The organism is Azospirillum sp. TSH100 (assembly GCF_004923295.1).
Taxonomy (GTDB): Bacteria; Pseudomonadota; Alphaproteobacteria; order Azospirillales; family Azospirillaceae; genus Azospirillum.
The window spans coordinates 623,552-649,917 of sequence record NZ_CP039637.1 but is presented as its reverse complement, the minus strand read 5'-3'; the positions used below and the strand labels follow the sequence as shown (position 1 = coordinate 649,917).

Sequence of the window (26,366 nt, the reverse complement as noted above, 5' to 3'; positions counted from 1 at the left end):
GAGGAAAGCCGGGGCGATGTGGCATATCCACCTCGGCTGCCCTGCACCGGGCCGCAGCCAGCCGCAGGCTGACTTATCAACAGAGCCGGAGAGTCACCGGTCGGCCGAGCTGTCGGCTGAGTTGTTGGCCGGCTGGGCGGTCGTCGGCGTACCGACGATGGCGTCGCGCAGGTCATCGGCGAAGGGGCCGACCATACCGGCGACCGCCGTGTTGGTCATCGACACGACGCTGAGGCGCCGCGCCGGATCGACCCAGAAATGCAGCCCGAAAACGCCGAACCAGCCCCAGCTTCCCGGAGAGAGGGGCAGTCCGGCGGCGACTGGATCCCGGACGACACCGACTCCCAGACCGAAGCCCCATCCCGGTCCTGGAATGAAGACGTCGGCCTCACCGACCGCGTGGGTGGTCAGGGCGGCAGCGGTTTCCGGCCGCAGGATGCCGCCGCCGCCGGTGCGCAGCATCTCCAGAAGCTTCAGGTAGTCCGGCGCAGTGCCGACCATGCCGCCGCCGCCGGACAGGAAGGACGTGGTGTCGAACAGACGGGACGGTACGTATTTGAGCTGCCCTGGACCGAAGGCCAGCGTGTCATTGTCGGCCATCACCGCGGGAGACGGCTCGCGATCGATGTAGGGGGTGCTGAGGCGGTCACGGGTGGCAGGCGCGAAGCCGGTGTCGGCCAGACCGAGCGGGCCGGTCACCAGTGCGGACACCGCCTCCGCCAACGTCCCGCCATAGGCCCGCTCCACGATCGCACCCAGAACGTCGGTCGCCACCGAATAGCACCAGCCGCGACCGGGCGGGAACAGCAGGGGTGCTGCCGCGATGCGACGCAGATTCTCATCCATCGAGACGCCCAGCGCATCGAGCCCGTCCGATACGCCGAGGCGGTGATAGGGACCGTCCGGCGGCTCCAGGAATCCGTAGCCCAACCCGGAACTGTGGCTGAGAAGCTGGGCTATGGTGATGACCGGTGTCGTGCCGTCGGGCAGGCGGGGGCGAAAATCCGGCAGCCAGTCATGGACCGCGCCGTCGAGCGACAGCACGCCCCGCTCCACAAGGGCGAGGGTGGCGCAGGACACGATCGGCTTGGTCAGGGAGGCCAAGCGGAAAATGGTGTCGACCGTTGCCGGCTTGGCCTCTTCGCGGCAGGACCATCCGGCTGCGATCTCCGCGACGGTTTCCCCGTCCCGCGCCACCGCGACCACGGCGCCGACGATGCGGCCCGAGCCGATGTGGCGATCCAGAACCGCGCCGAGGCGATCGGACAGGGCGGACACGGCCCCATCCCCACTGAGTGACTCCATTGCCGGGATCCTTGAGTGTTGAAGCGGAAAATTTCCGGAGAGCGGACATGCAGTGCCACCAGCAATCGGCATGCCACACGAACGCGCGGTGACCAGGCGAGAAAAATTCATTCAGATCAATATGATCAGTTGAAAATTTCACCAACGGCCCTGTGTCCGATTCATGAATTGCGCAAATTGACGTTTTCTTTCATGATTTGATAAAAGTTATACAACAGAACAATTCGTAGGGAGGATCGTTGGAGTCCATGGACGGGCAAAGCGTGCGTCAAATTTCCCTGGCGGAGGCCTCCCGCCAATCCGGAAAGCTCATGAGCCGCGGGTGCAGCGACGAGCTGGATGCGTCCGCCGCTCCGACCATGCGCGAGTTGACGGAGTGCCTGTATTTCTCGATCGGCGACGGCCGCATCTGGTTGAACGACCGCCGCATGCTGCTGTTCGACGTCGCCAACCTCGGCATGATCCGGCGTGAACTGATCGACGCCATCGGCATCGAGCGGGCGCGCGCCCTGTTCACCCGCGTCGGCTATGCGCAGGGGGCCCGCGACGCCGACCTGATCCGCCGCCGCTGGCCGTCCGGGGATCTCACCCTGTCTTTTGCCGCCGGTCCGCGCATCCACACGCTGGAAGGCTTTGTCAAGGTCACCACCCGCCGCTTCGAATTCGATATCGAGAAGGGGCACTATCTGGGGGAGTTCATCTGGCACGATTCCGCGGAGGCCGACGAGCACATCACCCATTGCGGCGTCAGCGTCGATCCGGTGTGCTGGATGCAGGTTGCCTACGCCACCGGCTACACCAGCCGGATCTTCGGCAAGCTGATCCTGTTCCGCGAGGTGGAGTGCCGCGGCATGGGGGCGCCGTTGTGCCGTGTCATCGGCCAGCCGGCCGATGCCTGGGGCGACGTCGCGCTCGATATGGAAGCGCTCGGCATGACCTGGGAGACGCCGCGGCGGCCGGGCCGGAAAGTTCCCCCGTCACCCGAACCGGCGCCGCCGCCGGCGCGTCGGGAAGCCGGGGATGACCGCGGACCGGTGATCGGCCTGTCGGCCAGCTTCATGGCGGCGCGGCACATGCTGGAGCGGGTGGCCTCGACACGGGCGAGCGTGCTGCTGGTCGGTGAGTCCGGTGTCGGCAAGGAGCTGTTCGCCAGCACCCTGCACGATCTCAGCCCGCGCCGCGACGGCCCCTTCGTCGCCCTGAACTGCGCCGCCATTCCCGATACGCTCGTCGAGTCCGAACTGTTCGGGGTGGAAAAGGGCGCCTACACCGGGGCCGCCGCCGCAAGGCCGGGGCGTTTTGAACGGGCCGACGGCGGTACCCTGTTCCTCGACGAGATCGCTTCGCTCAGTCTGGTCGCCCAGGGCAAGCTGCTGCGCGCCCTGCAACAGCGCGAGATCGAACGGGTCGGCGGGGTCAGGACCGTCAAGGTCGACGTGCGCGTCGTCGCCGCCACCAACGTCGATCTGCGTGACGAGGTCAAGGCCGGGCGGTTCCGCGAGGATCTGTTTTTCCGGCTCAACGTCTTTCCCATCGCCCTGCCGCCGCTGCGCGAGCGCCGCGACGACATCCCGCTGCTGATGGAGCATTTCCTCGACCTCTACGCCCAGGAACATGGCCGCCGGCCACCCGGCTTCACCCGCCGCGCCACCGAGGCGCTGCTGAACTACCGCTATCCCGGCAACATCAGGGAATTGCAGAACCTGATCGAGCGCGGCGTGGTCTGCGCCGCCGATGGGGAGCTGATCGACATCGCCCACATGTTCCGCCCGGGAGAGATGGCGCCGCCGGCCGCCTATTCGCTGGAACCGGACGGGCGGATCGGCATGCAGGACGGCGATGCGGCCGACGGCCGGGAAACCGACGATGTGTTCGAGCGTCTGGTCACGGATGGCCTGCCGCTGGCCGATATGGAGCGCGGCGTTCTGAAGGCGGCGCTGGCCCGCCACAAGGGCAACGTGTCGGCGGCGGCACGGGCGCTGAACCTGACCCGTGCGACGCTGGAATACCGCCTGAGCAAGCATGGGCTGGCGCCGGGGATGGAGAAGGGCGCAGGCGCCCCCCTCCCTCCCGATCCCGCCTGACCGTCGTCAGACCACGACCTTGGCCGCGCGGACGGCATCGGCCGCCGGCTTCGGGCGCGGCAGTAGGAAACAGGCGAGCGCCGGCAGCAGGATCAGCGCCCCCAGCATGTTCCACAGGAACATGAAGGCCAGCAGGATGCCCATGTCAGCCTGGAACTTGATTGGCGACCAGTACCAGGTGGCGACCGCCACCGCCAGCGTCAGGCCGGTCAGCATCACCACCCGGCCGGTGAACAGCAGCGAGCGGTAATAGGCGACCGACAGGCTTTCCCCAGCCCGCAGATGGGACAGGACGATGCTGAGGACGTAGAGGGCGTAATCGACGCCGATGCCGACGCCGAGTGCAATGACCGGCAGGGTCGCCACCTTGACGCCCATGCCCAGCACCACCATCAGCGCCTCGCACAGGATGGAGGTGAGTACCAGGGGGATCACCGCCGTCGCCACCGCCCGCCAGGAGCGGAAGGTGACGAAGCACAGGAGGATCACCGCGCCATAGACCCAAACCAGCATCTCGTGCATCGCCTTGCCGACGACGATGTTGGTGGCCGCCTCGATCCCGGCATTGCCCGCCGCCAGCAGGAACCGGACGTTCGGGTCGCCGTTGCGGGCGCTATACTCCTCCACCGTCGCGACGACGCGGGCCAGCGTGTCGGCCTTGTGGTCCTGGAGATAGACGTAGAGTGTCAGCAGCGAACACATCTTGTTGAAGGATTCGCGTGGTGCGATGGTCTGGGCGACGCCGAGCGCACCCTCATTGGGGATCAGCTCGAACCATTTGAAATTGCCTTCGTTGAAGCCGACCCCCGCCAGCTTGGCGAGCGTCGCCATCGAGTTGGTGGCCTCCACGCCGGGAAGCTGGCGCAGTCGCCATGCCAGCTCGTCCACCCGCGACAGGGTGCGGTAGGCGGTGCACTGGTCGTTCGGCGTCTTCACCATCACCACCAGGATGTCGGAGCTGGCGGCGTAGTTGGCGACCATGAAGGCGCTGTCCCGGTTGTAGGCGGAGTCCGGCTGCAATTCGGGGGCGCCGGGATCGAGGTCGCCGACCTTGAGGTCGAGGCTGACGCGGTAGCCGCCGGCCGCCAGCAGGGCCGCCACCACGATCGCCATGGCTGCATAGCGGCGCTGGGTGAACAGATCGAGGAAGCGCCACGCCCAGTGCTTGGTCCCGCTCTCCTGGCCGTCCTCCTGCATGTCGGCCTCCTCGCGCAGGCTGCGGCTGGCCGCAGTGGCGCTGACGCCGACATAGGAGAGCAGGATCGGCAGCAGGATCAGGTTGGTGAAGATCAGCACGCCGACGCCGATGCTGGCGATCATCGCCAGATCCTGGATCACCTTGATGTCGATGATGATCAGCACGGCGAATCCGACGGCGTCGCACAGCAGCGCCGTCAGGCCGGCGACGAACAGGCGGCGGAAGGTGTAACGCGCCGCCACCACGCGATGGGTGCCGCGGCCGATGTCCTGCATGATGCCGTTCATCTTCTGGGCGCCGTGGCTCATGCCGATGGCGAAGACCAGGAAGGGCACCAGCACCGAATAGGGGTCGAGTTCATAGCCCAGCAGCGACAGCAGGCCGAGCTGCCACATCACCGCCACCAGCGAGCAGCACATCACCAGCAGCGTGCTGCGCACGCAGCGGGTATAGGCCAGCACCACCAGGAAGGCGATGACGACGGCGGCGACGAAGAACAGCAGAACCTGCTCCAGCCCGGCGATCAGATCGCCGACGATGCGGGCGAAGCCGGTCACATGCAGTTTCACGCCCATCGGCTCGTATTTGGTCTTAAGCGCGTCGAGGCTCTGGGAGAATTTGCGGTAGTCGAAGGGCTTGCCGGTTTCCGGCTCGATGTCCAGCAGCGGCACGAAGATGACGCTGGAGCGGACGTTGGCCGCCACCAGCTGGCCGATCTCGCCCGACCGTTCGACATTGGCGCGCAGCGCCTCCAGGCTGGCGGGGGAACCGTCGAAGCCGTCGGGGATCACCGTGCCGCCGTCGATGCCCTGTTCCGTCACCGCGGTCCAGCGCGTCGCCGGGGTCCACAGCGATTTCAGGAAGGGACGGTCGACGCCGGGCAGCAGGAAGACCGCGTCGTTGATCGCGCGCAGGGTCTCCATGTACCGCTTGTCGAAGATGGTGCCGTCCGCCGCCTCGACGGCGATCCGCACCGAATTGCCCAGCCCGCCCAGTTCCGACCTGTGCGCCAGATAATTGGCGATGTAGGGGTGGCCGGTCGGGATCATCTTCTCGAAGCTGGCGTTCAGCCGCAGATGCGTCGCCTGCCAGCCGAGAAACAGGCTGGCGAGCAGGCAGAGCGCCACGACGGTGACGCGGTTGTTGAACAGCAACCGTTCCAGCCGGCTGCCCGACTGCCGGTCGAAATCCTCCAGCCGGGCGATGACCGGGGGCTGGCCGAGGGCGTCCTCGCTGATCATGTCGGTAAGCCTTTATGTCTTTAAGGGGCGGGGGCCAGCGGGGCCATTCCGCGCAGGCTGGACAGGACGGCGCGCGATCCGTCAGAAGCCGAGCCGGCGAAGGCGGCTCCGGTCAACGGCAGCCCGGTGCGCTGAACCAGTGCAAAGCGGCGCCCGGCATCGCGGCTTTCCAGAACCGCCCCCGCCTGATCGACCGCCAGTGTCCGGCCGCTGCTATGGGCGATCGCGCTGATGCCGGTTTCGCTCGGCATCTCCACCTTCTCCCAATGGTCGCCGCGGTCGGAGGAGCGGTAGGCATTGCCCTTCAGCCCATAGGCGAGCAGGCTGCCGTCATCGAACACCGTCAGGCCGAACCAGCTTCCCGCATAGGGCGAGTCGAGTGGCGCGAAGCTGCGGCCCCGGTCGGTGGAACGCAGCATCAGCCCCTGTTCGCCGACGATGTAGAGGTCGTCGGCTCCCGCCCCTTTGCCGGCCCGCAGCCCATAGAGATGCAGGCCGTCGGGATTGGGAAGCGCGTCCATGACGGAGGTCCAGCTGGCACCGCCGTCTTCGGTGCGGAAGGCCAGCCCATAGGCGCCGACCACCATGCCATCCTTGTCGTTCGCGAAATGGAGATCGAGAAAGGGCTTGTCCGGCCCGTCCTTCAGGAGGGACTGTCCGGAACGGGCGGCACCTGCCGCGCCGGCCGGACTTGCCGCCGCCTTCTCCGCCGCTCCAATTCCGTCAAGTTGCAGGCGCCAGCTTTCGCCGCCGTCGTCGGTGCGCAGGACCACGCCGAGATGGCCGACCGCCCAGCCGGTGCGTCCATTCACGAACTGCAAGGCGGTGAGGCTGACGCTGACCGGAACCCTGGCTTGCCGCCACGTGGCGCCGCCATCGTCGGACAGCAGCACGATGCCGCGCTCCCCCGCCGCGACCAGACGGTTCCCGACCGCGGCGACGGCGAGCATCGCCGCCTCCGGTGCATGCGCGGAGGGGGGTGCGGGACGGGACAGCACCGGGAAGTCGGCGCGTGCCGGTGGAGCACCGGTGACGACACCCGGCGTGGGGGCCGGGGTGGCCGCCATGGCGGGTGTGGACAGCGCCAGGGCGGCGGCCAGAAGCACCCATCGATGCGGGGCGTTCATGGAGCCCTCCGTTGGGAGTTGATCATTGGGGATCGAAAGGGGAAACGGGAAAGGGGGCCGGACCAGATCGGCTGGCCCGGCCGGCCGCTCATTGGACGCTGCTGTTGGCCAGCGCGTCGGGGCTCCAGTCGGTTTCCGGGCGCCGGGGCACCGCGGTGTACTGCTTGCTCAGCCCGTTGGAGGCCGCGTTCAGATAGTAGGAGCCGGTGCGCAGGTCGTAGCCGCCCCAGAAGACGTTGGTCACCACCGCCGGAATGTCCGGCGCCAGCAGGGTCAGCGAGTAGTTGTTGCGCCACAGCTTGCCCTGGGCGTCCCAGCCGTCGAACATGACGATCTGCCAGCTGTCCTCGTCCAGATAGTAGCGGCGCTTCGGCACCACATGGCGGCGGCCGTCCTTCAGCACGGCGTCCACCACCCAGACCCGGTGCAGCTCCCAGCGGACCAGATCGGGGTTGAGGAATTTCGATCCCATCAGCGTCTCGATCGGGGCGGAGGCGGCGCGGTTGTTGTTGTAGGGGATGTACATCTCCTTCTTGCCGGCCAGGGTGAAGGCATAGCCGTCCACCGGACCGAACATCATGAAGGCCTCGTCGAAGAATCCGACGCCGGAGGTCACGAAATCGGGGGTGTCGTAGGCGACGGAGGGAGCGCGGCGGACGCGGCGCTGGCCGACGAGATACTGCCAGATGGCGCGCGCCTTCCCGGCGGACGACGGCTCATGGACCAGGATGGCCTCGCCGCGGCGGGACGCCGGGCGTTCGTTGATGAAACGGCCGAGCTGGTTGATGCCCTCGTATTTCTCCAGGCTGCCATCCTTGTAGTAGTAGGGATACTGGATGTACTCCTGCCCGGCGGAGGGCTGGACCCGCGCCCCGTCCGGCGTAACGATCCAGGTGCCGAGCGAGAATTCGACGCTCTCGCCGTTCCAGCCCAGCCGGTGGTTCCAGATCGCCTCGTAGCCGTCGGCTGGAATGGGAAAGGGAATCCCGCCATAGGCCCCCTCGACGGCATAGCCGTTGTCGGCCAGCCTGGCGCGCGTCGCGTTCTTCCGGGTGTTGTCATAGACCCATTGCGGCGCCGCCGCCGTGCGATGGCTGGGATAGACGTCGAGCCGCATATCCGGATATTTCGCCAGCAGGGCTTGCACGCCGTCGGCCAGCTTGTCGGCATGCTTGCCGACGCTCTGTCCGGTGATGGAGAACAGCGGTTTTTCCGAAGCGAAGGGGTCGGTCCGTTCGCTGCCGGGGGTATAGCCGGGCAACGGCTTGGTCATGCCGCCGGTCCAGGCCGGAATGGTGCCGTCCTTGTTCCCGGCCATTTCGGCACCCATCGGGGTCAGGCTGGCGCCGAGCTTGGCGGCGTCCTGGGCCGACGACGCGGCGACGGCGGTTCCCATGCCGGCGGCCAGCAGCGCGCCGGCCACCAGAACGGTGGTCATGCGTTTCATGATCGAAGACTCCTCGTGCGCGGATTCGGTGTCGAAGCGCGGTTTTCAGAAGGACCGCTTGGCGTAGAAGCCGATGAAGTCGCGGTCCTTGGATGTCTGGGTGAAGGACAGCTCCTGCAACGGGGTGCGTCCGGGAACCACCGGGGTCAGACCGACCCCGCCGCCGCCGAAATAATGGGTCAGGCTGGTGCCGAACTGCCAGGCGGTCTGGTAGGTGAAATCGGCGCCGATGGTGATGTCGCCGCCACGCGACACCCGGCCGGCGAAGCCGGGCACCGCCGAGGAGCGGCCGTAGGGCGTCCAGCCGATGCCCAGCGGAATGTTGACGTCCAGCCCGTTGGCGATCTGGAAATAGGTCAGGGTGAAGATGCTGCGCAGGGCCAGCGCGCTGCGCGTGGTGCGCGGGTCGAGGGCGGACGGGTTCTTGTCGATGGCGAGACGGTCGTTCCAGGCGATCTCGCCGACCAGCGACGCGCCGTCCCACAGCGGCGTCGGCGTGAAGGCATGGATGGCCGAGGTCTGGACATGCAGCGTGCGGCCGACGGCATAGGCCGGGTTGCCACTGTTGTTGGCGGCGTCGGTGACGGTCTGCGGGTCGCTTTCCAGCGGCGCGTTCCAGCGGTAGGAGACTTCGCCCGCGACGTTGGTCCGGCCGATCACGGTGCTGGCGCTGACGCCCACCGTCTTGATGTCTTCCGGATAGACCAGACGCAGCCGGCCGATCCGTCCCGCCGCCACGTCCGCGGCGGACGGGTTGGCGTTGGGGATCAGGTAAATCTGCGGCGTCTTGTCGTGATACTTGGCGAAGTAGAAGCCCAGCTCGACATCGCTGTCCTCCGGCGTGTAGCGGGCCTGGAGACCGAACTGGCCGCTGTCGCGCGCCTTCATGTCCTGGCCGCGCCAGAAGGAGGCGGGGCCGCCGCCGTTGACCAGCGGCGCGCCGGCGATCAGCCGTTCGGCGCCGTCGCCGACGAAATCGAAGGTGCTGAAATAACTGCCGGCGGCGGGCAGGCGGGTCGGGCGCCACTGGAACTGGTAATAGCCGCCGACCGACAGGTTCTCCGACAGCTGGAGACTGCCCGACGCCTGCCAGACCGGCATCAGCAATTCCTTGAACTGAGTGCCGGGGACGCTCAGCAGCTTGGCGAGGTCAATGGGCTGTTGAGCCGCCGCGACGCCGTTCTGGCCAAAGAACAGGCTTTCGCCGAACACCAGCGAATGGCGGCCGAGCCGCAGCGACGCGCGTTTGTCGTCGACCGTGAAATTGTTGTAGACGAAGGCGTCCTGCAGTTCGGTGTTGCGGCCGTGGATGCGGCGGGTGGCGCGGGTGAAGCTGTCCGCCGGCACGCTGACCGAATTGCCGAAACCGGTGTCGTTGTCGGTTCCGTGGTTGTAGACGGTGTCGTACCAGGCGGCACCGCTGAGCCGGACGCCATAATCCTTGGTCCCGGCGGTGAATTCCGACAGAAGGTCGGTGCGGTTGGAGATCAGGCCCCGCTTGAAATTGCGGTTGCCGTCGTCGAGGTTTACGTCGGTGAGCTGGCCGCCTTTCGGATCCTGCAATCGGAAGGCGTTGGAATACTTCAAGGTGTTGTCGAAGGTGATCTTGAAGCCGTCGTCTCCCACCTCCCAGCTCGCCGCCCGGACCGGAGCGGAGACGAGAAGGGACAGCGCAACACTCCCCAGCGATATTGTTTTTGTTGAAAGCGTCATTCTCTCTGCTCTCCCCTGATGGTGTCACCTGATCGGTTGCGAACGCGTCACTGCAGCCGGACCACCGGCTTGATGGCCCGCCCCTGCTCCATGTCGTCGATGGCCTGGTTGATCGCGTCGAACGGGTAGAAGCGGACCATGCGGTCGAAGGGGAAGCGTCCCTGCCGGTACAGCCCGATCAGCATCGGGATGAAGACGTCGGGGTTGGTGTCGCCCTCGACGATGCCGATCAGCCGCCGTCCTCCGCTCATGAAATGGACCTCGTCCAGTGTGACCTCGCTGCCCAGCGGCGAGGCGCCGAGCAGGCCGCACAGGCCGCGCGGCGCCAGCGATTCCACCGCCTTGCGGATCACGCTGGCGTTGCCGGTGGTGTCCAGCGCGTAATGGACACCGCCGGTCAGCTTCAGAATCTCCGCAGCGGCATCGGTGGAAGCCGGGTTGACGGTGTGGGTGGCGCCGAAGGAGAGCGCGGCCTCCAGCCGCGACTCCCGGATGTCCACGGCGATGATGGTCGCCGCTCCGGCGAGCCGCGCCGCCATCACCGCCGACAGCCCGACCGACCCGGTGCCGAAGATGGCGACCGCCCGTCCGGTTTCGACCTTCAGCGCGTTGAGGATGGCGCCGGCGCCGGTCTGGACGCCGCAGGCCAGCGGCCCCAGAAGTTCCAGCGGCACGTCGTCCGGCACCTTGACGACGTTGCGGGCATGGCACAGGGCATGGCTGGCGAAGGAGGACTGGCCGAAGAAATTGCCATGGACGCGCTTCCCCTCGCTGGACAGCGCGCTCGTCCCGTCGGGCCTGGTGCCGAAGAAGTTGCGGGGAAAGAACTCGTGGCAGGTGCTGGCGTGATGCTCCCGGCAACTGGGGCAGGTGCCGCAGGAATTGTAGGTCATCACCACCGGGTCGCCGGGGCGCACCTTGGTCACCTGCGCGCCGACCCGCTCGACGATGCCGGCGCCCTCATGGCCCAGCACCACCGGCTGCGGCGTCGGCAGATGGCCGTCCCGCACCACGAGGTCGGTGTGGCAGATCCCGGTGGCGACCACGCGCACCAGGATTTCGTCGTCGCGTGGATCCTCCAGATCGAGGGTTTCGATCGACAAGGGGGCGCCGTTAGCGCGCGCGACCGCCGCTTTGATCTTCATCTCGGATTTTCCAGAAAAGGTTCGGAACCGGCCGGTCAAAGGAGCCGGCCAAAGGACCGGACGGGTCAGAACGGATAGGCCGGTGCCATTGGCTTGACGGTCAGCCACTGCCACCGCGTGTATTCGCGCCAGTCCGACGGCGACCCGCCATTGCCCGAGCATCCGCGCCCGCTGAACGGGTTGACGCACTCGTCGTTGACGGTCTGGTCGTTGACATGGACCATGCCGGCGTCGAGACGCTCGGCGAGAGCCCAGGCGCGGGCGAGGTTGGGGGACAGCACCGCAGCCGACAGGCCGTATTCGGTCCGGTTGGCCAGTTCCACCGCTTCGTCGTCGCTGGCGACGGTGACGAAGCTGGCGACCGGGCCGAAGACCTCCTCGGCGAAGGCGCGCATGCCGGGGCGCACGCCCGACAGCACCGTCGGCCAGTAGAAGCGCCCGTCACGCCGGCCGCCGGCCTCCAGCACCGCGCCGGCCCGGACGCTGTCCTCGACGATGGCGTGAACCTTCGCCACCTGACGGTCGTTGATGAGCGGGCCGAGCGCCGCCGGCTCGCGGGCGGGATCGCCGACCGGCAGATGGCGCGCCTTCTCGGCGACCCGTGCGATCAGGTCCGCCGCCACCGCCTGATGGACAAGGATGCGGCCGCTGGCCATGCAGATCTGCCCCTGATGCAGGAAGGCGCCCCAGGCAATGTTGCGGGCGGCGAGGTCGAGATCGGCGTCGTCGAGGACGATCAGCGAGTTCTTGCCGCCAAGCTCGAGCGACACTTTCTTCAACCGTCCGCCCGCCAACTCGCCGATGCGTCGGCCGACCGCGGTCGAACCGGTGAAGCAGACCATTCCCACCGCCGGATGGGTCACCAGAGCTTCACCGACATCGGGCCCGCCGGGCAGGACATGCAGCAGGCCGGCCGGAAGCCCTGCCAGTTCCAGCGCGCGGGCGATGATCAGGCCGCCGCTGACCGGCGTTTGCGGATCGGGCTTCAGCAGCACCGCGTTGCCGGTGGCCAGGGCCGGTGCCACCGCGCGCAGCGACAGGATCAGCGGAAAATTGAAGGGGGAGATGACGGCGACGACCCCATGGGGGGTGCGGCGCGCGAGGCTGAAGCGTCCGGGCATGCTGGGCAGGACCTCGCCCGCCGCCTGCAACGGAATCCCCGCCGCGAGATGGAACAGGGTGATCGCCTCGCGCAGCTCATGCTCCCCCTTGGCCGGGATGCCGCCGGTCTCGCGGGCGACGAAGCGGGCCAGTTCCGGGAAGTTCGTCTCCAGCAGGGCCGCGGCGCGGCGGAAGATGTCGGCGCGCTCCCGCGGGGATACGGCGCCCCAGGCCCGCTGGGCAACGATCGCGGCGGCGGCGGCGGTCTCCACGTCTTCGGGCGCGGCATCGCCGACCTGGGTGAGCGGTTCGCCGGTCGCGGGTTCGATGACTGTATGGCTGTTGGCGGCTGGGCGCCAGGAGCCGTCGAACAGGCTGGCGGACCAGAGAGCGTGTTCAAGGAAATGGGGATGTGTCCTGCTGTCCAAGGGGTCCTCCGGAGGGTGGCTCTGCGGTGACGCTCAGCGGTCGGAAGCCGCTGCTTTCCGTATCAGAGCAAACACCGTGCCGAAGGTGGACGGTCCTCAGCTGTTGGGGGAAGGCGATCGACGCGGAATAGGGCGTATTCCTGACGATAATGAACAAGAACAATCCGGAGGTGCGGCCAATCCCGTTTCGGCCGGTGATGGGCAGAGTTCCTGAAATCCTGAAACGGCCTGTGCGAGGTGCTGAAATCCTGAAAAACCCGCCGGAACTGGAATGCCGGACAGGACTAAGGAGCGTAACCGAAGGCGGGTTTCAGGCGCCCGCCACCTCGCTCTTCAGCAGGCTGACGATGGCGTCGGCGATCATCCGCTTGTGGCGGGTGCGGGTATCGGTGGCGGTGAGGTTCTGGTGGAAGATCAGATTGAAGGTGTGGCGGTTCGACACCCGGAAGAAACAGAAGGCGCTGATCATCATATGGAGGTCGATGGGCTGGATGTCGGCCTTGAACACGCCGGCATCCCGGCCGCGTTCAAGGATACGGGCCAGCGTGTCGATGACCGTGATGTTCAGGTTGGCGATCGCCTTCGACTTCTTCATGTGCTCGGCACGGTGGATGTTCTCGATGCTCACCAGCCGGATGAAGTCCTCGTGCTGCTCCTGATAGTCGAAGGTGAAGTCGATCAGGGCCCGGATCGCCGCTTCCGGCTCCAGATCCTGGAGGTTCAGGCGGTTCTCGATGGCGCGGATGTCGCCATAGACCTTCTCCAGCACGGCAAGATACAGCTCCTCCTTGCCGCCGAAGTAATAATAGATCATGCGCTTGGTGGTGCGGGTGCGCGCGGCGATGGCATCGACCCGGCCGCCGCTGAAGCCCAGCGAGGAGAATTCCTCCGTCGCCACCTCGAGGATGTCCTGGCGGGTGCCTTCCGGATCGTTCTTGCGGCTTGGCTTGGCCGCTGGCGTTGCCTTGCTGGTTGTGCCGGTCGCGTCGTCCGCCGTCATGCCCTGTCCCATGGTCTCGCGGCGCGGAGAGCGCCTTCACCGGAGGTAATGGACGAACGGGAAGAAAAGCTCAATGCCGGAGTGGTGGAGTGCGTGAACGCACTCCACCACAGCGCTTGACCGTCAGTTCGACGCGCGCTTCTTTTCGATGGTCGCATAGGCCTGGGTGACCAGCGCATCGCCGATCTCGGTCTTGTACTTGTCCACCACCGGCTTGACCTTCTCACGGATTTTGGCGAGTTCGTCGGCCGGCAGCTCGTCGATGGTCATCCCCTTGGCCTTCAGGGACGCCAGCGCATCGGCTTCCTGCTCGCGCGACAGCTTGCGCTGGAAGACGGTCGCTTCGGCGGCAGCGCTTTGGAACAGCGCCTTTTCGTCGGAGTTCAGCGTGTCCCAGAACTTCTTGGAGATGATCAGCGACTGCGGATTGTAGATGTGCCGCGTGATCGTCATGTATTTCTGGACTTCGTTGAACTTGGTCAGCTCGATGGTCTTGGCCGGGTTCTCCTGCCCGTCGACGGTGCCGGTCTCAAGCGCGCTGTAGAGTTCGGGGAAGGCCAGCGGCACCGGGTTGGCGCCCAGCGCCTTGAAGATGTCGATGTAGATCGGCGTCTGGATGACGCGGATCTTGAGGCCGGCGATGTCGGCGGCGGTCTTCACCGGCCGGCGGTTGTTGGTCAGGTTGCGGAACCCCAGGTCCCAGAAGCCCAGGCCGACCAACCCCTTTTCCGGCAGCTTCGCCATCAGCTGCTCGCCCACCGGGCCGTCCAGCAGGGCATCGGCCTCCGACGCGCTGTTGAACAGGAAGGGCAGGTCGACCAGGGCGAATTCCTTGGCCTGGGAAACCAGGATGCCGGCATTCATCACCGACATCTCGACGATGCCGCCCTGCATCGCCGACACGGTCTGCACGTCGCCGCCAAGCGTGCCGCCGGGGAACAGCTTGACCTTGATCTTGCCGCCGCTCTTCGCTTCGACGATGTCGGCGAATTTCTGGGCGCCCTGGCCCTGCGGGTGTTCCTTGACGTTCTGGAAGGCGAATTTAACCGACCGGTCCTTGTATTCCGCGGCGGTGGCGGCACCGGCGAACAGCAGGCCGGGCAGCAGCAGGCCGGGCAGCAGCAGGCCGGCGAGCAGGGACTTCATGCGCGTCTTCATAAGGTTTCCTCCGGGTATTTTCTTGAATGGGGCAAGGGGTCGGTGAAGAGGTCAGTGGCTGAGCCAGGCGGCCGGTACCATGACGAGGGATGGGAACAGGGTCAGAAGGAACAGGACGACCAGCTGTACCAGCATGAAGGGCCAGACGCCGCGGATGACGCCCTCCATGCTGACCTTCGACACGCCGCAGACGACGTTCAGCACGGTGCCGACCGGCGGGGTGATCAGGCCGATGGCGTTGTTGATGATGAACAGCACGCCGAAATAGACGGGGTCGATGCCGGCCTGCTTGCACACCGGGACCAGGATCGGCGTCAGGATCAGGATGGTCGGCGTCATGTCCATCGCGGTGCCGATCGCCACCACCAGCGCCATCATCGCCAGCAGCAGCAGGGTCTGGTTGCCCATCAGCGGCTCCAGCAGATCGGTCACCATCCCCGGCAGGTTGGCCACCGTGATCAGCCAGGACGACACCAGCGCCGCGGCGACCAGGAACATGACGACGCTGGTGGTCTTCGCCGCCCCCAGCAGGGCCGGGTAGATGTCGGCGACCGACATTTCGCGATAGACGCAGACGGCGACGAACAGCGAATAGACGGCGGCCACCACCGCGGCCTCGGTGGGGGTGAAGACGCCGAACTTCAGGCCGACGATGATGATCACCGGCAGCATCAGCGCCCACACGCCCTCGCGCAGGATCGCCAGCACCTCGCGCAGCGAGCGGCGGGGCGGAGGCACGAGGTTCTCCTTGCGCGACACGTACCACCAGGCGCCGCACAGGCCGACGGCCAGCAGGATGCCGGGGAAGATGCCGGCCAGGAACAGCTTGGTGACCGAGACGTTGCCGGCGACGCCGTAGATGACGAAGCCGATGGACGGCGGGATGATCGGCGCGATGATGGCGCTGGCGGAGACCAGACCGGCCGACCTGTTGCGGTCATGGCCGGCCGCCACCATCATTGGCACCAGCAGGGTGGCGAGCGCAGCCGCATCGGCCACGGCGGAGCCGGACAGGCTGGCCATCACCGTCGCCGCCAGGATGGTGACATAGCCAAGCCCGCCGCGGATGTGCCCGACCATCGCCATGGCGAGGTTGACGATGCGCTTGGCGAGGCCGCCGGTGTTCATGATCTCGCCGGCCAGCATGAAGAAGGGCACGGCCATCAGGGGAAAGCTGTCAGCGCCGTTGATCAGGTTCTGCGCCACGATCTGCGCGTCGAACAGGTCGAGCTGGATCATCAGCGCCACGCCGCACAGCAGCAGGGCATAGGCGATGGGCATGCCGATGGCCATGGCGCCCAGCAGGGAGCCGAGGAAGATGGTGATGGTCATGGTCCTGCGTCCTCAGCGGCTGGAGGCGGTTTGGGACGGCAGCGGCAATGCTTCCTCCCGGTTGGTGCCCCCCTGGTTTGTGGACTGGTGCGTCCGGTGGCCGCCGGTGTGGGCACCGTGGGCGGTCGCCTCCGGCAGATCCTCCGATTCCGAGACCATCACGAGGTCGGCGTCGGAGATCCTGCCGGTCAGCAGCAGATACATCTCGTGCAGCAGGATGGCGCCGGTCGACAGGCCGAACACCACGCCGATGCCATACAGCAGCCCCATCGACAGGCCGGTGGCCGGCGCCTGCGCGTCCCAATTGATGACGGTCTGGGTCCAGCTGCCCTGCAGCACCAGCCAGGTGACCCACAGCATCAGGCCGCAACTGACCACCGCGCAGACCATCTTTCCGGTCCGCGGCAGCCGCGCCACCAGCGTGTCGACGCCGAGATGCGCCCGTTCGCGCAGGCCCAGGATGGCGCCAAGGAAGCACATCCAGACGAAGAACAGGCGCGACATCTCCTCCGACACCGTGATGCCGCTGTTGAAGGCGTAGCGCAGAACGACGTTGCCGAACACCAGCACCACCATGCCGGCCATGCACAGCGCCATCAGGATCTTGATGAGGGTGAAATAGGCCTCGACCAGCTGTCTCATGCGGTCCTCCCGGTGCCGGCAGTCCCGCCGGCTTGTCTTGTGTCGATTGGGGTCGAGTGTCACGCGGTGATTATCAGGCGACCATTATCCGGCGGCTGGCTGGCCGGCGTCCATCGACGCGAAGTGCGCGCGGATGCGTTCGGCATCGGGGGAAACCCCAGCGAACAGCCGGAAGGCATCCACCGCCTGGAACACCGCCATGCCACCGCCGTCGAGTGTCCGGCAACCGATGGCCCGCGACGTGCGCAGCAATTCGGTCTCCAGCGGGAAGTAGACGATCTCCGCCACCCACAGCTGCGGGTGCAGCATATCGGCCGGCAACGGCAGGCCAGGGAACTTCGCCATGCCCGTCGGCGTCGCGTGGATCAGCCCATCCGCCGCCACGACGGCGGCACGCAGTTCGCCCTGGTCGGCAATCGCCTCGGCCCGCCCCGCTCCGAAACGGGCATTGAGCTGGTCGGCCAGCAGCGCCGCCCGCGCCGGGTCGGCGTCGAAGATGTCCAGCCGGCCGGCCCCGAGATGGAAGGCGGCATGGCCGACCGCCGCCCCGGCGCCGCCGGCACCCAGCAGCACCACGCGGTCCATCGGCACGCTGCCGAGGCCGCGGCGGAAGCCCTCGGCGAAGCCGGAACAATCGGTGTTGTGGCCGACCCGGCGGCCATCCTTCAGCACGACGGTGTTGACCGCCCCGATGGCGCGGGCATCGTCCGACAGCTCGTCCAGCAGCGGGATGATCGCCTGCTTGCACGGGTAGGTGACGTTCAGGCCGGTGTAGCCCATGCGCTCGGCGCCCGACAGCAGCTCCGGCAGGGCATCGGGGCCGATGCCGAGGCGGTCGAGGTCGATCAGCCGGTAGATGCAGCGCAGGCCGAGCGCGTCGGCCTCCCGCTCATGCATCGCCGGGGTGCGCGAGGCCTGGATGCCGGCGCCGATCAGCCCGACGAGGATGGAGTTTCCGGCGGCGGGAGCGGGGGAGGGCCGGGAGATGGCGTTCATTTCGCGGCACTCTCAAGCAGCCGGGTTATGCGCTGGAGGGCCAGCGTGTAGCCCTGGGTGCCGAAGCCGCAGATCACCCCGGCCGCGACGCGCGACACATAGGAGAAGTGGCGGAATTCCTCGCGCCGGTGGATGTTGGAGATATGGACCTCCAGGATGGGAAAGGCGCAGGCCGACAACGCGTCCATCAGCGACACCGAGGTGTGGGTCAGGCCGGCCGGGTTGATGACCAGTCCGTCAACCGTCTCGCGGGCCTCGTGGATCCAGTCGATCAGCACATGTTCGGCGTTGGACTGCCGGAAATCGACGGCAAGGCCCAGCGTCTCGCCGGTGCGGCGGCAGTCGGCCTCGACATCGGCCAGGGTCTCGTGGCCGTAGATGTGCGGCTCGCGCTTTCCCAGCAGGTTGAGGTTGGGTCCGTTCAGGACCAGGATTGGGCGGCTCATGGTGGGGCGTCTCCAAACAAACGCACTGTTTCGTTCATTTTCAGTCGAGATAAAGCTCGGGCCGGGCGCCTTCGCGCAGCTGGGCCTGCACCGCCATGCGCACGGCGGCATTGACCGCGCCGAACTGCCGGTAGCCGGCCCGCCGCTCCACCACCTCGAAGAAGAAGCGGTCGTCGAAGCTGTCGGTGTAGGCGTGCAGGAATTCACCCTGATCGTCGCGGTCATACAGCAGCTCGCGGTCCTTCAGTGCCGCCAGCGCCGCATCGTCCAGCGGGTGCTTGACCGCGAGATCGTCGTAATAGTTGGCGGGGATCGGCAGGAAGGGCGCGCCGGCGGCAAGCCGGTCCTTCACCAGCGCGGCGGCGTCCGCCGTGGCGAAGGCGACATGGTGGACACCGGCACCGGAAGTGGCGCTGACGAAGCGGCCGGTGGCGGTCCGCCGGCTTTCCGAGATGTTCAACGGCAACCGCACGCCATGGCCGGGCTCGGCATCGGGGCTGACCAGCGCCCGGCTGCGGATCAGGCCGTAGGGGTCGGGCAGTTCCCACAGGCTTTCCGGCACGAAACCGAAGACCGTGCGGTAGAACAGAACGAAGCTGTCCATCCGGCCGAAGGGCAGGGCCTGGGCGATGTGGTCGATGCCCAAAAGGGGGCCGGCGTCCTGCGCTGCCGATTCCTCAGTGAACAGGTGGAAGTCGTCTTCCCAGATGCTGCGGCGGGCCTCCTTCTCGTCGACCAGATAGATCAGCGTGCCGTCGGGGGCGCGCACGGCCGGAATGCGGCGTTCGCCGTCGCCGACCCGCTCGCGCCACAGCACGCAGCGCAAGGCTTCGGCGCGGGCGATGGTGCGGGCGGCATCGTCGACCGTGAAGGCCATGGCGCAGACCGAGGGGCCATGCATCTGGAAATGCTCCGACGCGGCGGAGTCCTCCTCGCTGTTCAGCACCAGATTGACGCCACCCTGCCGGTAGAGGTCGACATCCTTGGAGCGGTGGCGCCCGGCATGCCGGAAGCCCAGGCTGCCGAGTAGGGCGGACAGTTTATCCCGTGATGCCGCATCAACGGCGAATTCGAGAAACTCGACGCCGCCGCAGACCGGTGGAGCCGGCAGGCCGGGACCGAACCCGGCCTCGGCCTCCGCATGGATCAGCGAGCGCAGTCCGTCGAGGGCGGTCAGGCGGGCAGGGGCGGCGCGGAACTCGTCGTTGAAGATCTCCAGCGACAGCGGGCCGCGGTACCCCGATGCCAGCACCGCATCGACGAAACCCTGCACCGGCAGTTGCCCCTGGCCGGGGAAATTGCGGAAATGGCGGCTCCAGGACAGCACGTCCATCGACAGCTTCGGCGCGTCGGCCAACTGCACGAAGAAGATGCGGTCGCCCGGCAGGTCGGCGATGCCGGACGGATCGTCGTCCAGCGCCAGCGTGTGGAAACTGTCGACGATCAGCCCCAATGCCGGGTGGTCGGCACGCTGCACGATGTCCCAGGCCTGACGCCAGCGGTTGACATGCCGGCCCCAGGCCAGCGCCTCGTAACCGACGCGCAGGCCGCGGCGCTGCGCCCGCGCCGCCATTTCGGCAAGGTCGGCGGCGGCGCGGGCCGGATCGTCGATGGCCGTTGGCTGAACATTGGAACAGACCAGCACGAGGTCGGTACCCAACTCCTGCATCACGTCGAACTTGCGTTCGGCGCGGTCGAGGTTGCGGGCGCGGATCGGGTCCGGCATCGCCTCGAAATCGCGGAATGGCTGGAAGATGGTGATCTCCAGCCCCAAACCCTCGGCGATGCGGCGGACATCGGCCGGTGATCCGTCGAAAGTCAGCAGGTCATTCTCAAAAATCTCGACCCCGTCGAAGCCGATGGCGGCCGCCGCCTCCAGCTTCTCCGGCAGGGTGCCGCTCAGCGAGACGGTGGCGATCGACTTCTTGAAGGTAAAAGCGCTGGACGGCATCGGAGCCCCTTCGGCAGCGGCATGGTTCGTACACACCAACAAACGTACCAGTTCGTACATTTTGGCGCAAGACGCTTTGCGCGCCGATGATTGATAATCCGAACAACCTCTCTGTTTCAGGGGGCTTTGGGGCTGAACGCCGTGCGATGTTGCGTAGTGCTTTGATATTGCGGATAATACTGCTGCGTGGATCATTTCGTGCGAACCTGGCGGGCGCGCAGCATTCGCTTAAATGGGTCGTGATAGCGGACCAGACCGGGTGCAGGCCCTTCGCCCACGGCGCCCACCATGTCCGCGCAGCAGGGCTTCACTGGCACAAATGGTGGTCCGCTATCGTTCCAATGCCCGTCGGTTCAGTCGTAGTGCGTCGGTCGGCGACCACGCGGTGCAGCGAATGGCGAGATCGAGCGATGGAGGAACCGTCCGTCGCCCGCCTTGCCGGTCTGGACGCCCTTGTCGATGATGGCCGTGCCGCGCAGCAGGACGGTTTCCGGCCAACCCGTCACCTCCATCCCCTCGTAGGGGGTGTAATCGGCCCCATGGTGCATCAGATCCTGGGTGATCGTCATCTTGCGGTCGGCATCCCACAGCACGAGGTCGGCGTCCGCCCCGATGGAGATGCTGCCCTTGCGTGGGGCGAGGCCGTACATGCGGGCGTGGTTGGTGGCCGTCAGGGCGACGAATTCCTGCAGGGAAATCCGCCCCTTCCCCACCCCTTCCGAGAACAGGATCGGCAGGCGGACCTCGACGCCGGGGATGCCATTGGGCACCCATTTGAACGCCGTCCGCTCGCCCTGCTTCTTCTTGCCGGCGGGGCTGTCGAAGCGGAACGGGCAATGATCGGAGGAGAAGACCGAAAACAGCCCCGATTGCAAGCCGGTCCAGCAGGCGTCCTGACTTTCCTTGTCGCGCGGCGGCGGGCTGCACACGTATTTGGCGCCCTCCATGTTCAGGCCCTTCAGGTCGTCCGCCGTCAGGGTCAGATACTGGGTGCAGGTTTCGGCATAGACCTTCAGGCCGCGGCTCTGCGCCCAGCGGATCTGTTCGATGGCGTCGGCGGACGAGACGTGGACGATCATGATCGGCACGTCGACGATTTCGGCGAAGGAGATGGCGCGGTGGGTCGCCTCCCGCTCCACCGGGATCGGGCGGGATTCGGCATGGTAATAGGGATCGGTGCGGCCGGCGCGCTCCAGCCGCTCGGTCAGGAACTTGATGGCGTCATAGCCCTCGGCATGGACCATCACCAGCGCCTTCTCGCGCCGGGCGACGTCGAACACCTCCAGAAGCTCGCGGTCGTTCAGCTTCAGGTCGTCATAGGTCATGAAGACCTTGAACGAGGTGTAGCCGTCCTGCACCAGCGCGGGCAATTCCTGGCCCAGCACCTGTTCGGTGGGATCGGAGATGATGAGGTGGAAGGAATAGTCGGTCAGGCACTGGCCGTCCGCCCTCTCGTGATAGCTCTGCACCGCCGCGCGCAGCGACTTGCCCTTGGGCTGCAGGGCGAAGGGAATGACCGTCGTGTTGCCGCCGAAAGCGGCCGACAGCGTGCCGCTGCGGAAATCGTCGGCCATGATCGTACCGTCATCGCCGTCCTGCGCGATGTGGACATGGCTGTCGATGCCGCCCGGCATCACCAGCTTGCCGGCGGCGTCGAGGATCGGACCCGTCGCGTTCAGCCGTTCGGCCAGGGCCACGATGCGGCCGTCCTTGATGCCGATGTCGCAACGGCTGACGTCCGCAGCCGTGACCACCGTGCCGTTGCGCACCACCAGATCGAATTCAGCCATGTGCCTTATCCCGTTCCAGATGTGATCGGTCGGTCATCCCTCGGTCCTTCCGGTGCTCACCGCCCCACCGGCATGGCGCGGCCGAGCGCCTCAATGAGGCGGTCGACCTCGTCGAGCGTGTTGTAATGGACAAGCGACACGCGGATCACGCCGTTGACCGCGGCCAGTCCCAGCGTCTCGATCAGGCGCTTGGCATAGAAATCGCCGAAGCGGATGCCGATCATCGACGCATCGACCATGCTCACCACCTCGTCGGACCGGCGCCCGTCGACGACGAAGCTGACGGTCGGCACCCGCAGGGTCCGGTCGGCGGCGGAATGGCCGATCACCGTCACGTCGTTGCGCGCGCGCAGATAGGACAGCAGCCGTTCGGCAAGCGCCTCCTCATGCGCGGCGATGGCGTCGAAGGCGGCCTCGATCCTGGCCCGGCGCGGTCCGGTGGCGCCGCAGCGCTCCCCCAGTTCCGCAAGGTAATCGACGATGCCGGTGCAGCCGACGGCGAGTTCGTAATTCACGTTGCCGGGCTGGAGCTTGTAGGGGATCACCGAGCGGTCGATGAAGTAGTGATTCAGGCTGGGCAGCGCCGCCAGATGCTCGTGCTTGCCGTAGAGAACGGCGAAATGCGGCCCATAGACCTTGTAGAAGCTGAAGACATAGTAATCGACATCCCAGCCGGCGACGTCGACCGCCCGGTGCGGGGCATAGGCGACGGCATCGACCAGCAGCCTGGCGCCGTGGCGGTGGACCAGACGGGCGATGTCGGCCACCGGGTTGATGGTGCCGAGGATGTTCGAGGCATGGGTGACGCAGACCAGCCGCGTGCGTCCGTTCAGCAGGGGGTCCAGATCGTCCAGTGACAGCTCCAGGTTGCCCGGCCGGACGGCCCAGGTGCGGATGACGGCGCCTTTTTCCTCCAGCTTGCGCCAGGGACCGATGTTGGCCTCGTGATCGCAGTTCGTGACGACGATCTCGTCACCGGGCCGGATCTGTTCGGCCATCGCCGCCGACAGGGTATAGAGCAGGGCCGTGGTGCTCGGCCCCATGACCACCTCGTCCGGCCGGGCGGCACCGATCAGTTCGGCGATGTCGGCATGGGCGTCGGCGACCCGCGCGCCCGACTGCCGGGATACGGCGTAGCTGGCCCCCAATTGGACATTGCTTGTCAGCAGGTAATCCCGGATGCGGTCGGCGACGCGCGCCAGCGTCTGGGAGCCCCCGGCATTGTCCATGAAGGTCCAGTCGCCGGCGAGTGCCGGGAACTGGGCGCGGACAAAGGACAGATCGAGCGGGGAGGTCGTCACGTTCGACACGGGTTCGATTCCTTCGGACAGGTCGCCGCGGTGTGGTCTGCGACCAGCAGCGGCACGGACAGGGAGACGACGCGGCAGTCGGCATCGGGATCGGGCGCGCGCCACATCATCATGGCGAAGTCGGCAGTCTCGTCGAGAGCCGCAAGCGGACAGTGCCAGACCCCTCCGGCATAGGTGATCGCCTGATCGGGGCCGGCGATGAAGGCGCGGGCGGTTCCGGGATCCGGGTCGCCATGGGCGTCGGCCAGGGCAGCCACCACCAGGAAGCGTCCGCCGGTCATCGGCACGAAGGTCTGGCTGCTCAGCGGGTGCTGCTCCATCGCCGTCACCGCGAAGGGCAGACGCGACGGCGTCAGGCGGTAGAGCGCCAGCACCGGCGGCATGGGCTCGCCGGCGAAACCGAGCCCATGCTCGGCGTCATAGCGGATACCCCGCCCGTCATTGACGACGGACGATCTGCCGATCCCGGCGGCGAGCACGGTGCCGAACGGCGCGAAGACCTCGCCGCTCAGCGGCACCGGCGGAATGATCAGAGGCGCGATCAATGGTTCAGCACCGCTTGCAGGAAGGCACGGGCACGCTCCTCCTTGGGTGCGGAGAAGAAGGCGTCGGGCGCGGCCTCCTCAACGATCTGGCCGCGTTCCATGAAAATCACGCGGTCGGCCACGCGACGGGCGAATCCCATCTCGTGAGTGACGACCACCATCGTGACGCCGGTGCGGGCCAGCGACTGCATGACGTCGAGCACTTCGCCCACCATCTCCGGGTCGAGCGCCGAGGTCGGCTCGTCGAACAGCAGGATTTTCGGTTCCATCGCCAGGGCGCGGGCGATGGCGACGCGCTGCTGCTGGCCGCCCGACAACTGTCCGGGAAATTTGCCGGCCTGTTCGGCGATGCCGACCCGGCGCAGCAGTTCCATCGCCCTGTCCTCCGCGGCCTTCGGCGCCAGCTTGCGCACCCGGATCGGCGCCAGCGCGACGTTCCGCAGCACGGTCATGTGGGGAAACAGGTTGAAGCTCTGGAACACCATCCCGACCTCGCTGCGGACAGCCGCCAGATCGGGGCCGGAACGGACCGCGACGTTGTCCACCAGAACAGTTCCCGAATCATAGGTCTCCAGCAGGTTGATGCAGCGGATCAGCGTCGATTTCCCCGAACCCGACGGGCCGAGCAGCACGACGACCTCGCCTTCCGCGACATCGAGGTCGATGCCGGACAGGGCACAGAAGCTGCCGTACATCTTGCGCAGGCCGCGGATGGAGATGATCGGCCGGGCGGCGGACGGTGTCGTCCCGCCCCGATCCCCTCCTTGCACATCGTCGATCTGCATGTCAGCGGCGCTCCCTGGCGAAGTGTTTCTCAAGCGTGCCCACGGCGCGGACCATCGGCAGGAGCAGGAGGACGTAGAGCGCGGCGGCACCGATCAGCGGGGTCGGGTTCGCCGCCAGCGCCTGGGCCTGGGTCGCCTGCTTCAGCAGGTCCGGCATCGCCACGACGGAGGCGAGCGCCGTGTCCTTCATCACATTGATGCAGTTGCTGGTCATCGGCGGAATGACGATGCGGACGGCCTGGGGCAGGACGATGTCCCCCATCATGCTCCAGTAGGAGAGGCCCAGCGCCTGGCTGGCCTCGAACTGGCCGCGGGGGATCGCCTGGATGCCGGCCCGCAGGATTTCCGCGCTGTAGGCGGCGCTGACCAGGGACAGGGCAGTGGTGGCGGATGCGAAAGGGGAAAGCCGGATGCCGACGAAGGGCAAGGCGTAATAGACGATGACCAGAAGCACCAGGATTGGAATGGCGCGGAACAGGTCGATGTAAAGCACCCACAGCCCGCCCAGGGCCGGCGGGCCGTATAGCCGCAGGAGGGCCAGGATCAGGCCGCCGATCAGGCCGAGCGCGATGCTGAGAATCCCCAGCGACAGCGTCGTCCCCAGCCCCATCAAGAGGAGCGGCAGCGAATCCCACAGGACCCTTCCATTGAAGAAGGTGTCGATCAAGTCCATAAGGCCAAGTCCATGAGACAATGTCCAGGCATGGGGTCCAAGCATGGGGTCCAGGCATGCGCCGGGCACGCGCGGCTCAGGCGCGGCGTACCCGGCCATGGGGTCCGATGATGTTGGGCCGATGGCGGGGAGACGCTCCGCGCTCAGGACTTCTTCGGGATGTCGAGAATCTTGACGGTGCTGCCGTCGGCGTCGGGCTTCACGCCGAACCACTTCTCGTGCAGAGCGGCCAGCGTTCCATCCTTCTTCATCGCAGTGATCTGCTCGTTGACGGCGGGCAGCAGCGGGCTGTCCTTGGCGAGCATCACGGAATAGCGCTCGCCGGTCGGGATGCGCTGGATGACTTTGAACTGCGGCTTGTCCTTGGTGTAGTAGAGCAGAGCCGGAATGTCGCTGATGTAGCCGTCCAGACGCCCGGCCCCGAGGTCGAGCATCGCCGGCTGCAGACCTTCATAGCGGCGGATGTCGCCGAAGCTGTATTTCGCCTGATTCTGGTTGGCCCACATGTCGCCGGTGGAGCCGGTGTCGACCCCCACGGACTTTCCCTTCAGATCCTCGACGCTCTTCGGCGGAGTGTTGGCCCGCACGGTCAGCGACTGGTCGCTGTCGTAATAGGGCTGGGCGAAGGAGACCGAGTCCAGGCGCTTGTCGGTTATGGTGATCGACGAGATCGCCATGGCGATCCGGCCCGACTGGACGGCGGAGAACAGGCCGTTGAAGGGGATGTTGACGATCTCCACGGTCTTGCCCAGGCGCTTGGCCGCCTCGTTGACCACATCGATCTCGAACCCGACGAACTTGCCGGACGCGTCCTGGAATTCCCACGGAACGTTGCCGATGTTGGCGCCGACGGCGAGGTCGGCGGCGCGGGCCGGTGCGAAGCCGCCCCAGACGGTGGCGGTCGCCGCCGCGAGGAGAGCGAGTTTGAGAATCTGTCTGCGCATGGCTG

The 26,366-nt window shown here is 66.8% G+C and carries 21 protein-coding genes; 1 reads left to right on the top strand and 20 read right to left on the bottom strand.

Translation table 11 applies throughout. From position 1 onward, the window contains the following. Nucleotides 1-93: 93 nt before the first annotated feature. A complete protein-coding gene (locus E6C72_RS24295; protein ID WP_247875463.1) occupies nt 94-1,278 on the bottom strand; it encodes a serine hydrolase in 1,185 nt (394 codons plus the stop codon). Nucleotides 1,279-1,616: 338 nt separating this feature from the next. Between E6C72_RS24295 and E6C72_RS24290 the strand changes: the two genes are divergently transcribed. Beyond that, complete coding sequence (locus E6C72_RS24290) at nt 1,617-3,389, top strand: sigma-54-dependent Fis family transcriptional regulator (RefSeq protein WP_247875464.1); 1,773 nt, start codon at nt 1,617-1,619, stop codon at nt 3,387-3,389. A 6-nt stretch (nt 3,390-3,395) separates the two neighbouring features. Here the strand turns inward: E6C72_RS24290 and E6C72_RS24285 are convergent, their stop codons facing one another. From E6C72_RS24285 to E6C72_RS24195, 19 genes are all read right to left on the bottom strand, one after another. Further along, nucleotides 3,396-5,828 (bottom strand): RND family transporter, encoded by a 2,433-nt coding sequence (locus E6C72_RS24285; protein WP_109084075.1) that lies wholly within the window; start codon nt 5,826-5,828, stop codon nt 3,396-3,398. A gap of 20 nt (nt 5,829-5,848) precedes the next feature. Further along, nucleotides 5,849-6,955 carry a YCF48-related protein gene (locus tag E6C72_RS24280; protein ID WP_109084076.1) on the bottom strand — a complete coding sequence of 369 codons (1,107 nt, stop codon included), beginning with the start codon at nt 6,953-6,955 and terminating at the stop codon, nt 5,849-5,851. Nucleotides 6,956-7,043: 88 nt separating this feature from the next. Beyond that, nucleotides 7,044-8,402: a DUF1329 domain-containing protein gene (locus E6C72_RS24275; protein ID WP_109084077.1), complete on the bottom strand. Its 1,359-nt coding sequence runs from the start codon at nt 8,400-8,402 to the stop codon at nt 7,044-7,046. 45 nt (nt 8,403-8,447) lie between these two features. Then, nucleotides 8,448-10,115, bottom strand: coding sequence for a DUF1302 domain-containing protein (locus tag E6C72_RS24270; protein WP_109084078.1), 1,668 nt, complete (start codon nt 10,113-10,115; stop codon nt 8,448-8,450). A 47-nt stretch (nt 10,116-10,162) separates the two neighbouring features. Then, entirely contained in the window at nt 10,163-11,260 is a 1,098-nt protein-coding gene (locus tag E6C72_RS24265) for an NAD(P)-dependent alcohol dehydrogenase (RefSeq protein ID WP_109084079.1), read from the bottom strand. 65 nt (nt 11,261-11,325) lie between these two features. After that, nucleotides 11,326-12,789, bottom strand: coding sequence for a benzaldehyde dehydrogenase (locus tag E6C72_RS24260; RefSeq protein ID WP_109084080.1), 1,464 nt, complete (start codon nt 12,787-12,789; stop codon nt 11,326-11,328). Nucleotides 12,790-13,099: 310 nt separating this feature from the next. After that, nucleotides 13,100-13,789 carry a TetR family transcriptional regulator gene (locus E6C72_RS24255; RefSeq protein WP_199228666.1) on the bottom strand — a complete coding sequence of 230 codons (690 nt, stop codon included), beginning with the start codon at nt 13,787-13,789 and terminating at the stop codon, nt 13,100-13,102. A gap of 123 nt (nt 13,790-13,912) precedes the next feature. Further along, a complete protein-coding gene (locus tag E6C72_RS24250) occupies nt 13,913-14,947 on the bottom strand; it encodes a TRAP transporter substrate-binding protein (RefSeq protein ID WP_109084082.1) in 1,035 nt (344 codons plus the stop codon). Between the two features lie 51 nt (nt 14,948-14,998). Next, a complete protein-coding gene (locus E6C72_RS24245) occupies nt 14,999-16,279 on the bottom strand; it encodes a TRAP transporter large permease subunit (RefSeq protein ID WP_109084083.1) in 1,281 nt (426 codons plus the stop codon). 12 nt (nt 16,280-16,291) lie between these two features. After that, on the bottom strand, nt 16,292-16,921 hold the full coding sequence (locus E6C72_RS24240) for a TRAP transporter small permease (RefSeq protein ID WP_109084084.1): 630 nt from the start codon (nt 16,919-16,921) through the stop codon (nt 16,292-16,294). Between the two features lie 84 nt (nt 16,922-17,005). After that, nucleotides 17,006-17,917, bottom strand: a complete 912-nt coding sequence (locus tag E6C72_RS24235; protein WP_109084085.1) for a shikimate dehydrogenase — start codon at nt 17,915-17,917, stop codon at nt 17,006-17,008. Continuing rightward, nucleotides 17,914-18,363, bottom strand: coding sequence for a type II 3-dehydroquinate dehydratase (gene aroQ, locus E6C72_RS24230; protein ID WP_109084086.1), 450 nt, complete (start codon nt 18,361-18,363; stop codon nt 17,914-17,916). The genes E6C72_RS24235 and aroQ overlap by 4 nt, the downstream gene beginning before the upstream one ends. 40 nt (nt 18,364-18,403) lie before the next feature. After that, nucleotides 18,404-20,314 carry a bifunctional sugar phosphate isomerase/epimerase/4-hydroxyphenylpyruvate dioxygenase family protein gene (locus tag E6C72_RS24225; RefSeq protein ID WP_109084087.1) on the bottom strand — a complete coding sequence of 637 codons (1,911 nt, stop codon included), beginning with the start codon at nt 20,312-20,314 and terminating at the stop codon, nt 18,404-18,406. A gap of 353 nt (nt 20,315-20,667) precedes the next feature. Further along, nucleotides 20,668-22,104: a dihydropyrimidinase gene (gene hydA / locus E6C72_RS24220; protein WP_109084088.1), complete on the bottom strand. Its 1,437-nt coding sequence runs from the start codon at nt 22,102-22,104 to the stop codon at nt 20,668-20,670. 56 nt (nt 22,105-22,160) lie between these two features. Continuing rightward, the gene (locus tag E6C72_RS24215) at nt 22,161-23,414 is read right to left on the bottom strand and encodes a cysteine desulfurase-like protein (RefSeq protein WP_199228667.1); all 1,254 of its coding nucleotides are present in this window, start codon (nt 23,412-23,414) and stop codon (nt 22,161-22,163) included. Next, nucleotides 23,402-23,959 (bottom strand): ureidoglycolate lyase, encoded by a 558-nt coding sequence (locus E6C72_RS24210; RefSeq protein ID WP_109084089.1) that lies wholly within the window; start codon nt 23,957-23,959, stop codon nt 23,402-23,404. Before E6C72_RS24210 ends, E6C72_RS24215 begins: the two co-directional genes overlap by 13 nt. After that, on the bottom strand, nt 23,956-24,744 hold the full coding sequence (locus E6C72_RS24205) for an amino acid ABC transporter ATP-binding protein (RefSeq protein ID WP_109084090.1): 789 nt from the start codon (nt 24,742-24,744) through the stop codon (nt 23,956-23,958). Before E6C72_RS24205 ends, E6C72_RS24210 begins: the two co-directional genes overlap by 4 nt. Nucleotide 24,745: 1 nt before the next feature. Further along, entirely contained in the window at nt 24,746-25,417 is a 672-nt protein-coding gene (locus E6C72_RS24200; RefSeq protein WP_109084091.1) for an amino acid ABC transporter permease, read from the bottom strand. A 143-nt stretch (nt 25,418-25,560) separates the two neighbouring features. Next, nucleotides 25,561-26,361: an ABC transporter substrate-binding protein gene (locus tag E6C72_RS24195; RefSeq protein WP_109084092.1), complete on the bottom strand. Its 801-nt coding sequence runs from the start codon at nt 26,359-26,361 to the stop codon at nt 25,561-25,563. Between the last annotated feature and the right edge of the window lie 5 nt (nt 26,362-26,366).

What these genes read in the sequence shown, in the direction of transcription:
- E6C72_RS24290 (WP_247875464.1), top strand. Translation starts at nt 1,617, where the DNA reads ATGAGCCGCGGGTGCAGCGACGAGCTGGATGCGTCCGCCGCTCCGACC.
- E6C72_RS24285 (WP_109084075.1), bottom strand. Translation starts at nt 5,828, where the DNA reads ATGATCAGCGAGGACGCCCTCGGCCAGCCCCCGGTCATCGCCCGGCTG.
- E6C72_RS24280 (WP_109084076.1), bottom strand. Translation starts at nt 6,955, where the DNA reads ATGAACGCCCCGCATCGATGGGTGCTTCTGGCCGCCGCCCTGGCGCTG.
- E6C72_RS24275 (WP_109084077.1), bottom strand. Translation starts at nt 8,402, where the DNA reads ATGAAACGCATGACCACCGTTCTGGTGGCCGGCGCGCTGCTGGCCGCC.
- E6C72_RS24270 (WP_109084078.1), bottom strand. Translation starts at nt 10,115, where the DNA reads ATGACGCTTTCAACAAAAACAATATCGCTGGGGAGTGTTGCGCTGTCC.
- E6C72_RS24265 (WP_109084079.1), bottom strand. Translation starts at nt 11,260, where the DNA reads ATGAAGATCAAAGCGGCGGTCGCGCGCGCTAACGGCGCCCCCTTGTCG.
- E6C72_RS24255 (WP_199228666.1), bottom strand. Translation starts at nt 13,789, where the DNA reads ATGACGGCGGACGACGCGACCGGCACAACCAGCAAGGCAACGCCAGCG.
- E6C72_RS24250 (WP_109084082.1), bottom strand. Translation starts at nt 14,947, where the DNA reads ATGAAGACGCGCATGAAGTCCCTGCTCGCCGGCCTGCTGCTGCCCGGC.
- E6C72_RS24245 (WP_109084083.1), bottom strand. Translation starts at nt 16,279, where the DNA reads ATGACCATCACCATCTTCCTCGGCTCCCTGCTGGGCGCCATGGCCATC.
- E6C72_RS24240 (WP_109084084.1), bottom strand. Translation starts at nt 16,921, where the DNA reads ATGAGACAGCTGGTCGAGGCCTATTTCACCCTCATCAAGATCCTGATG.
- E6C72_RS24235 (WP_109084085.1), bottom strand. Translation starts at nt 17,917, where the DNA reads ATGAACGCCATCTCCCGGCCCTCCCCCGCTCCCGCCGCCGGAAACTCC.
- aroQ (WP_109084086.1), bottom strand. Translation starts at nt 18,363, where the DNA reads ATGAGCCGCCCAATCCTGGTCCTGAACGGACCCAACCTCAACCTGCTG.
- E6C72_RS24225 (WP_109084087.1), bottom strand. Translation starts at nt 20,314, where the DNA reads ATGCCGTCCAGCGCTTTTACCTTCAAGAAGTCGATCGCCACCGTCTCG.
- hydA (WP_109084088.1), bottom strand. Translation starts at nt 22,104, where the DNA reads ATGGCTGAATTCGATCTGGTGGTGCGCAACGGCACGGTGGTCACGGCT.
- E6C72_RS24205 (WP_109084090.1), bottom strand. Translation starts at nt 24,744, where the DNA reads ATGCAGATCGACGATGTGCAAGGAGGGGATCGGGGCGGGACGACACCG.
- E6C72_RS24200 (WP_109084091.1), bottom strand. Translation starts at nt 25,417, where the DNA reads ATGGACTTGATCGACACCTTCTTCAATGGAAGGGTCCTGTGGGATTCG.
- E6C72_RS24195 (WP_109084092.1), bottom strand. Translation starts at nt 26,361, where the DNA reads ATGCGCAGACAGATTCTCAAACTCGCTCTCCTCGCGGCGGCGACCGCC.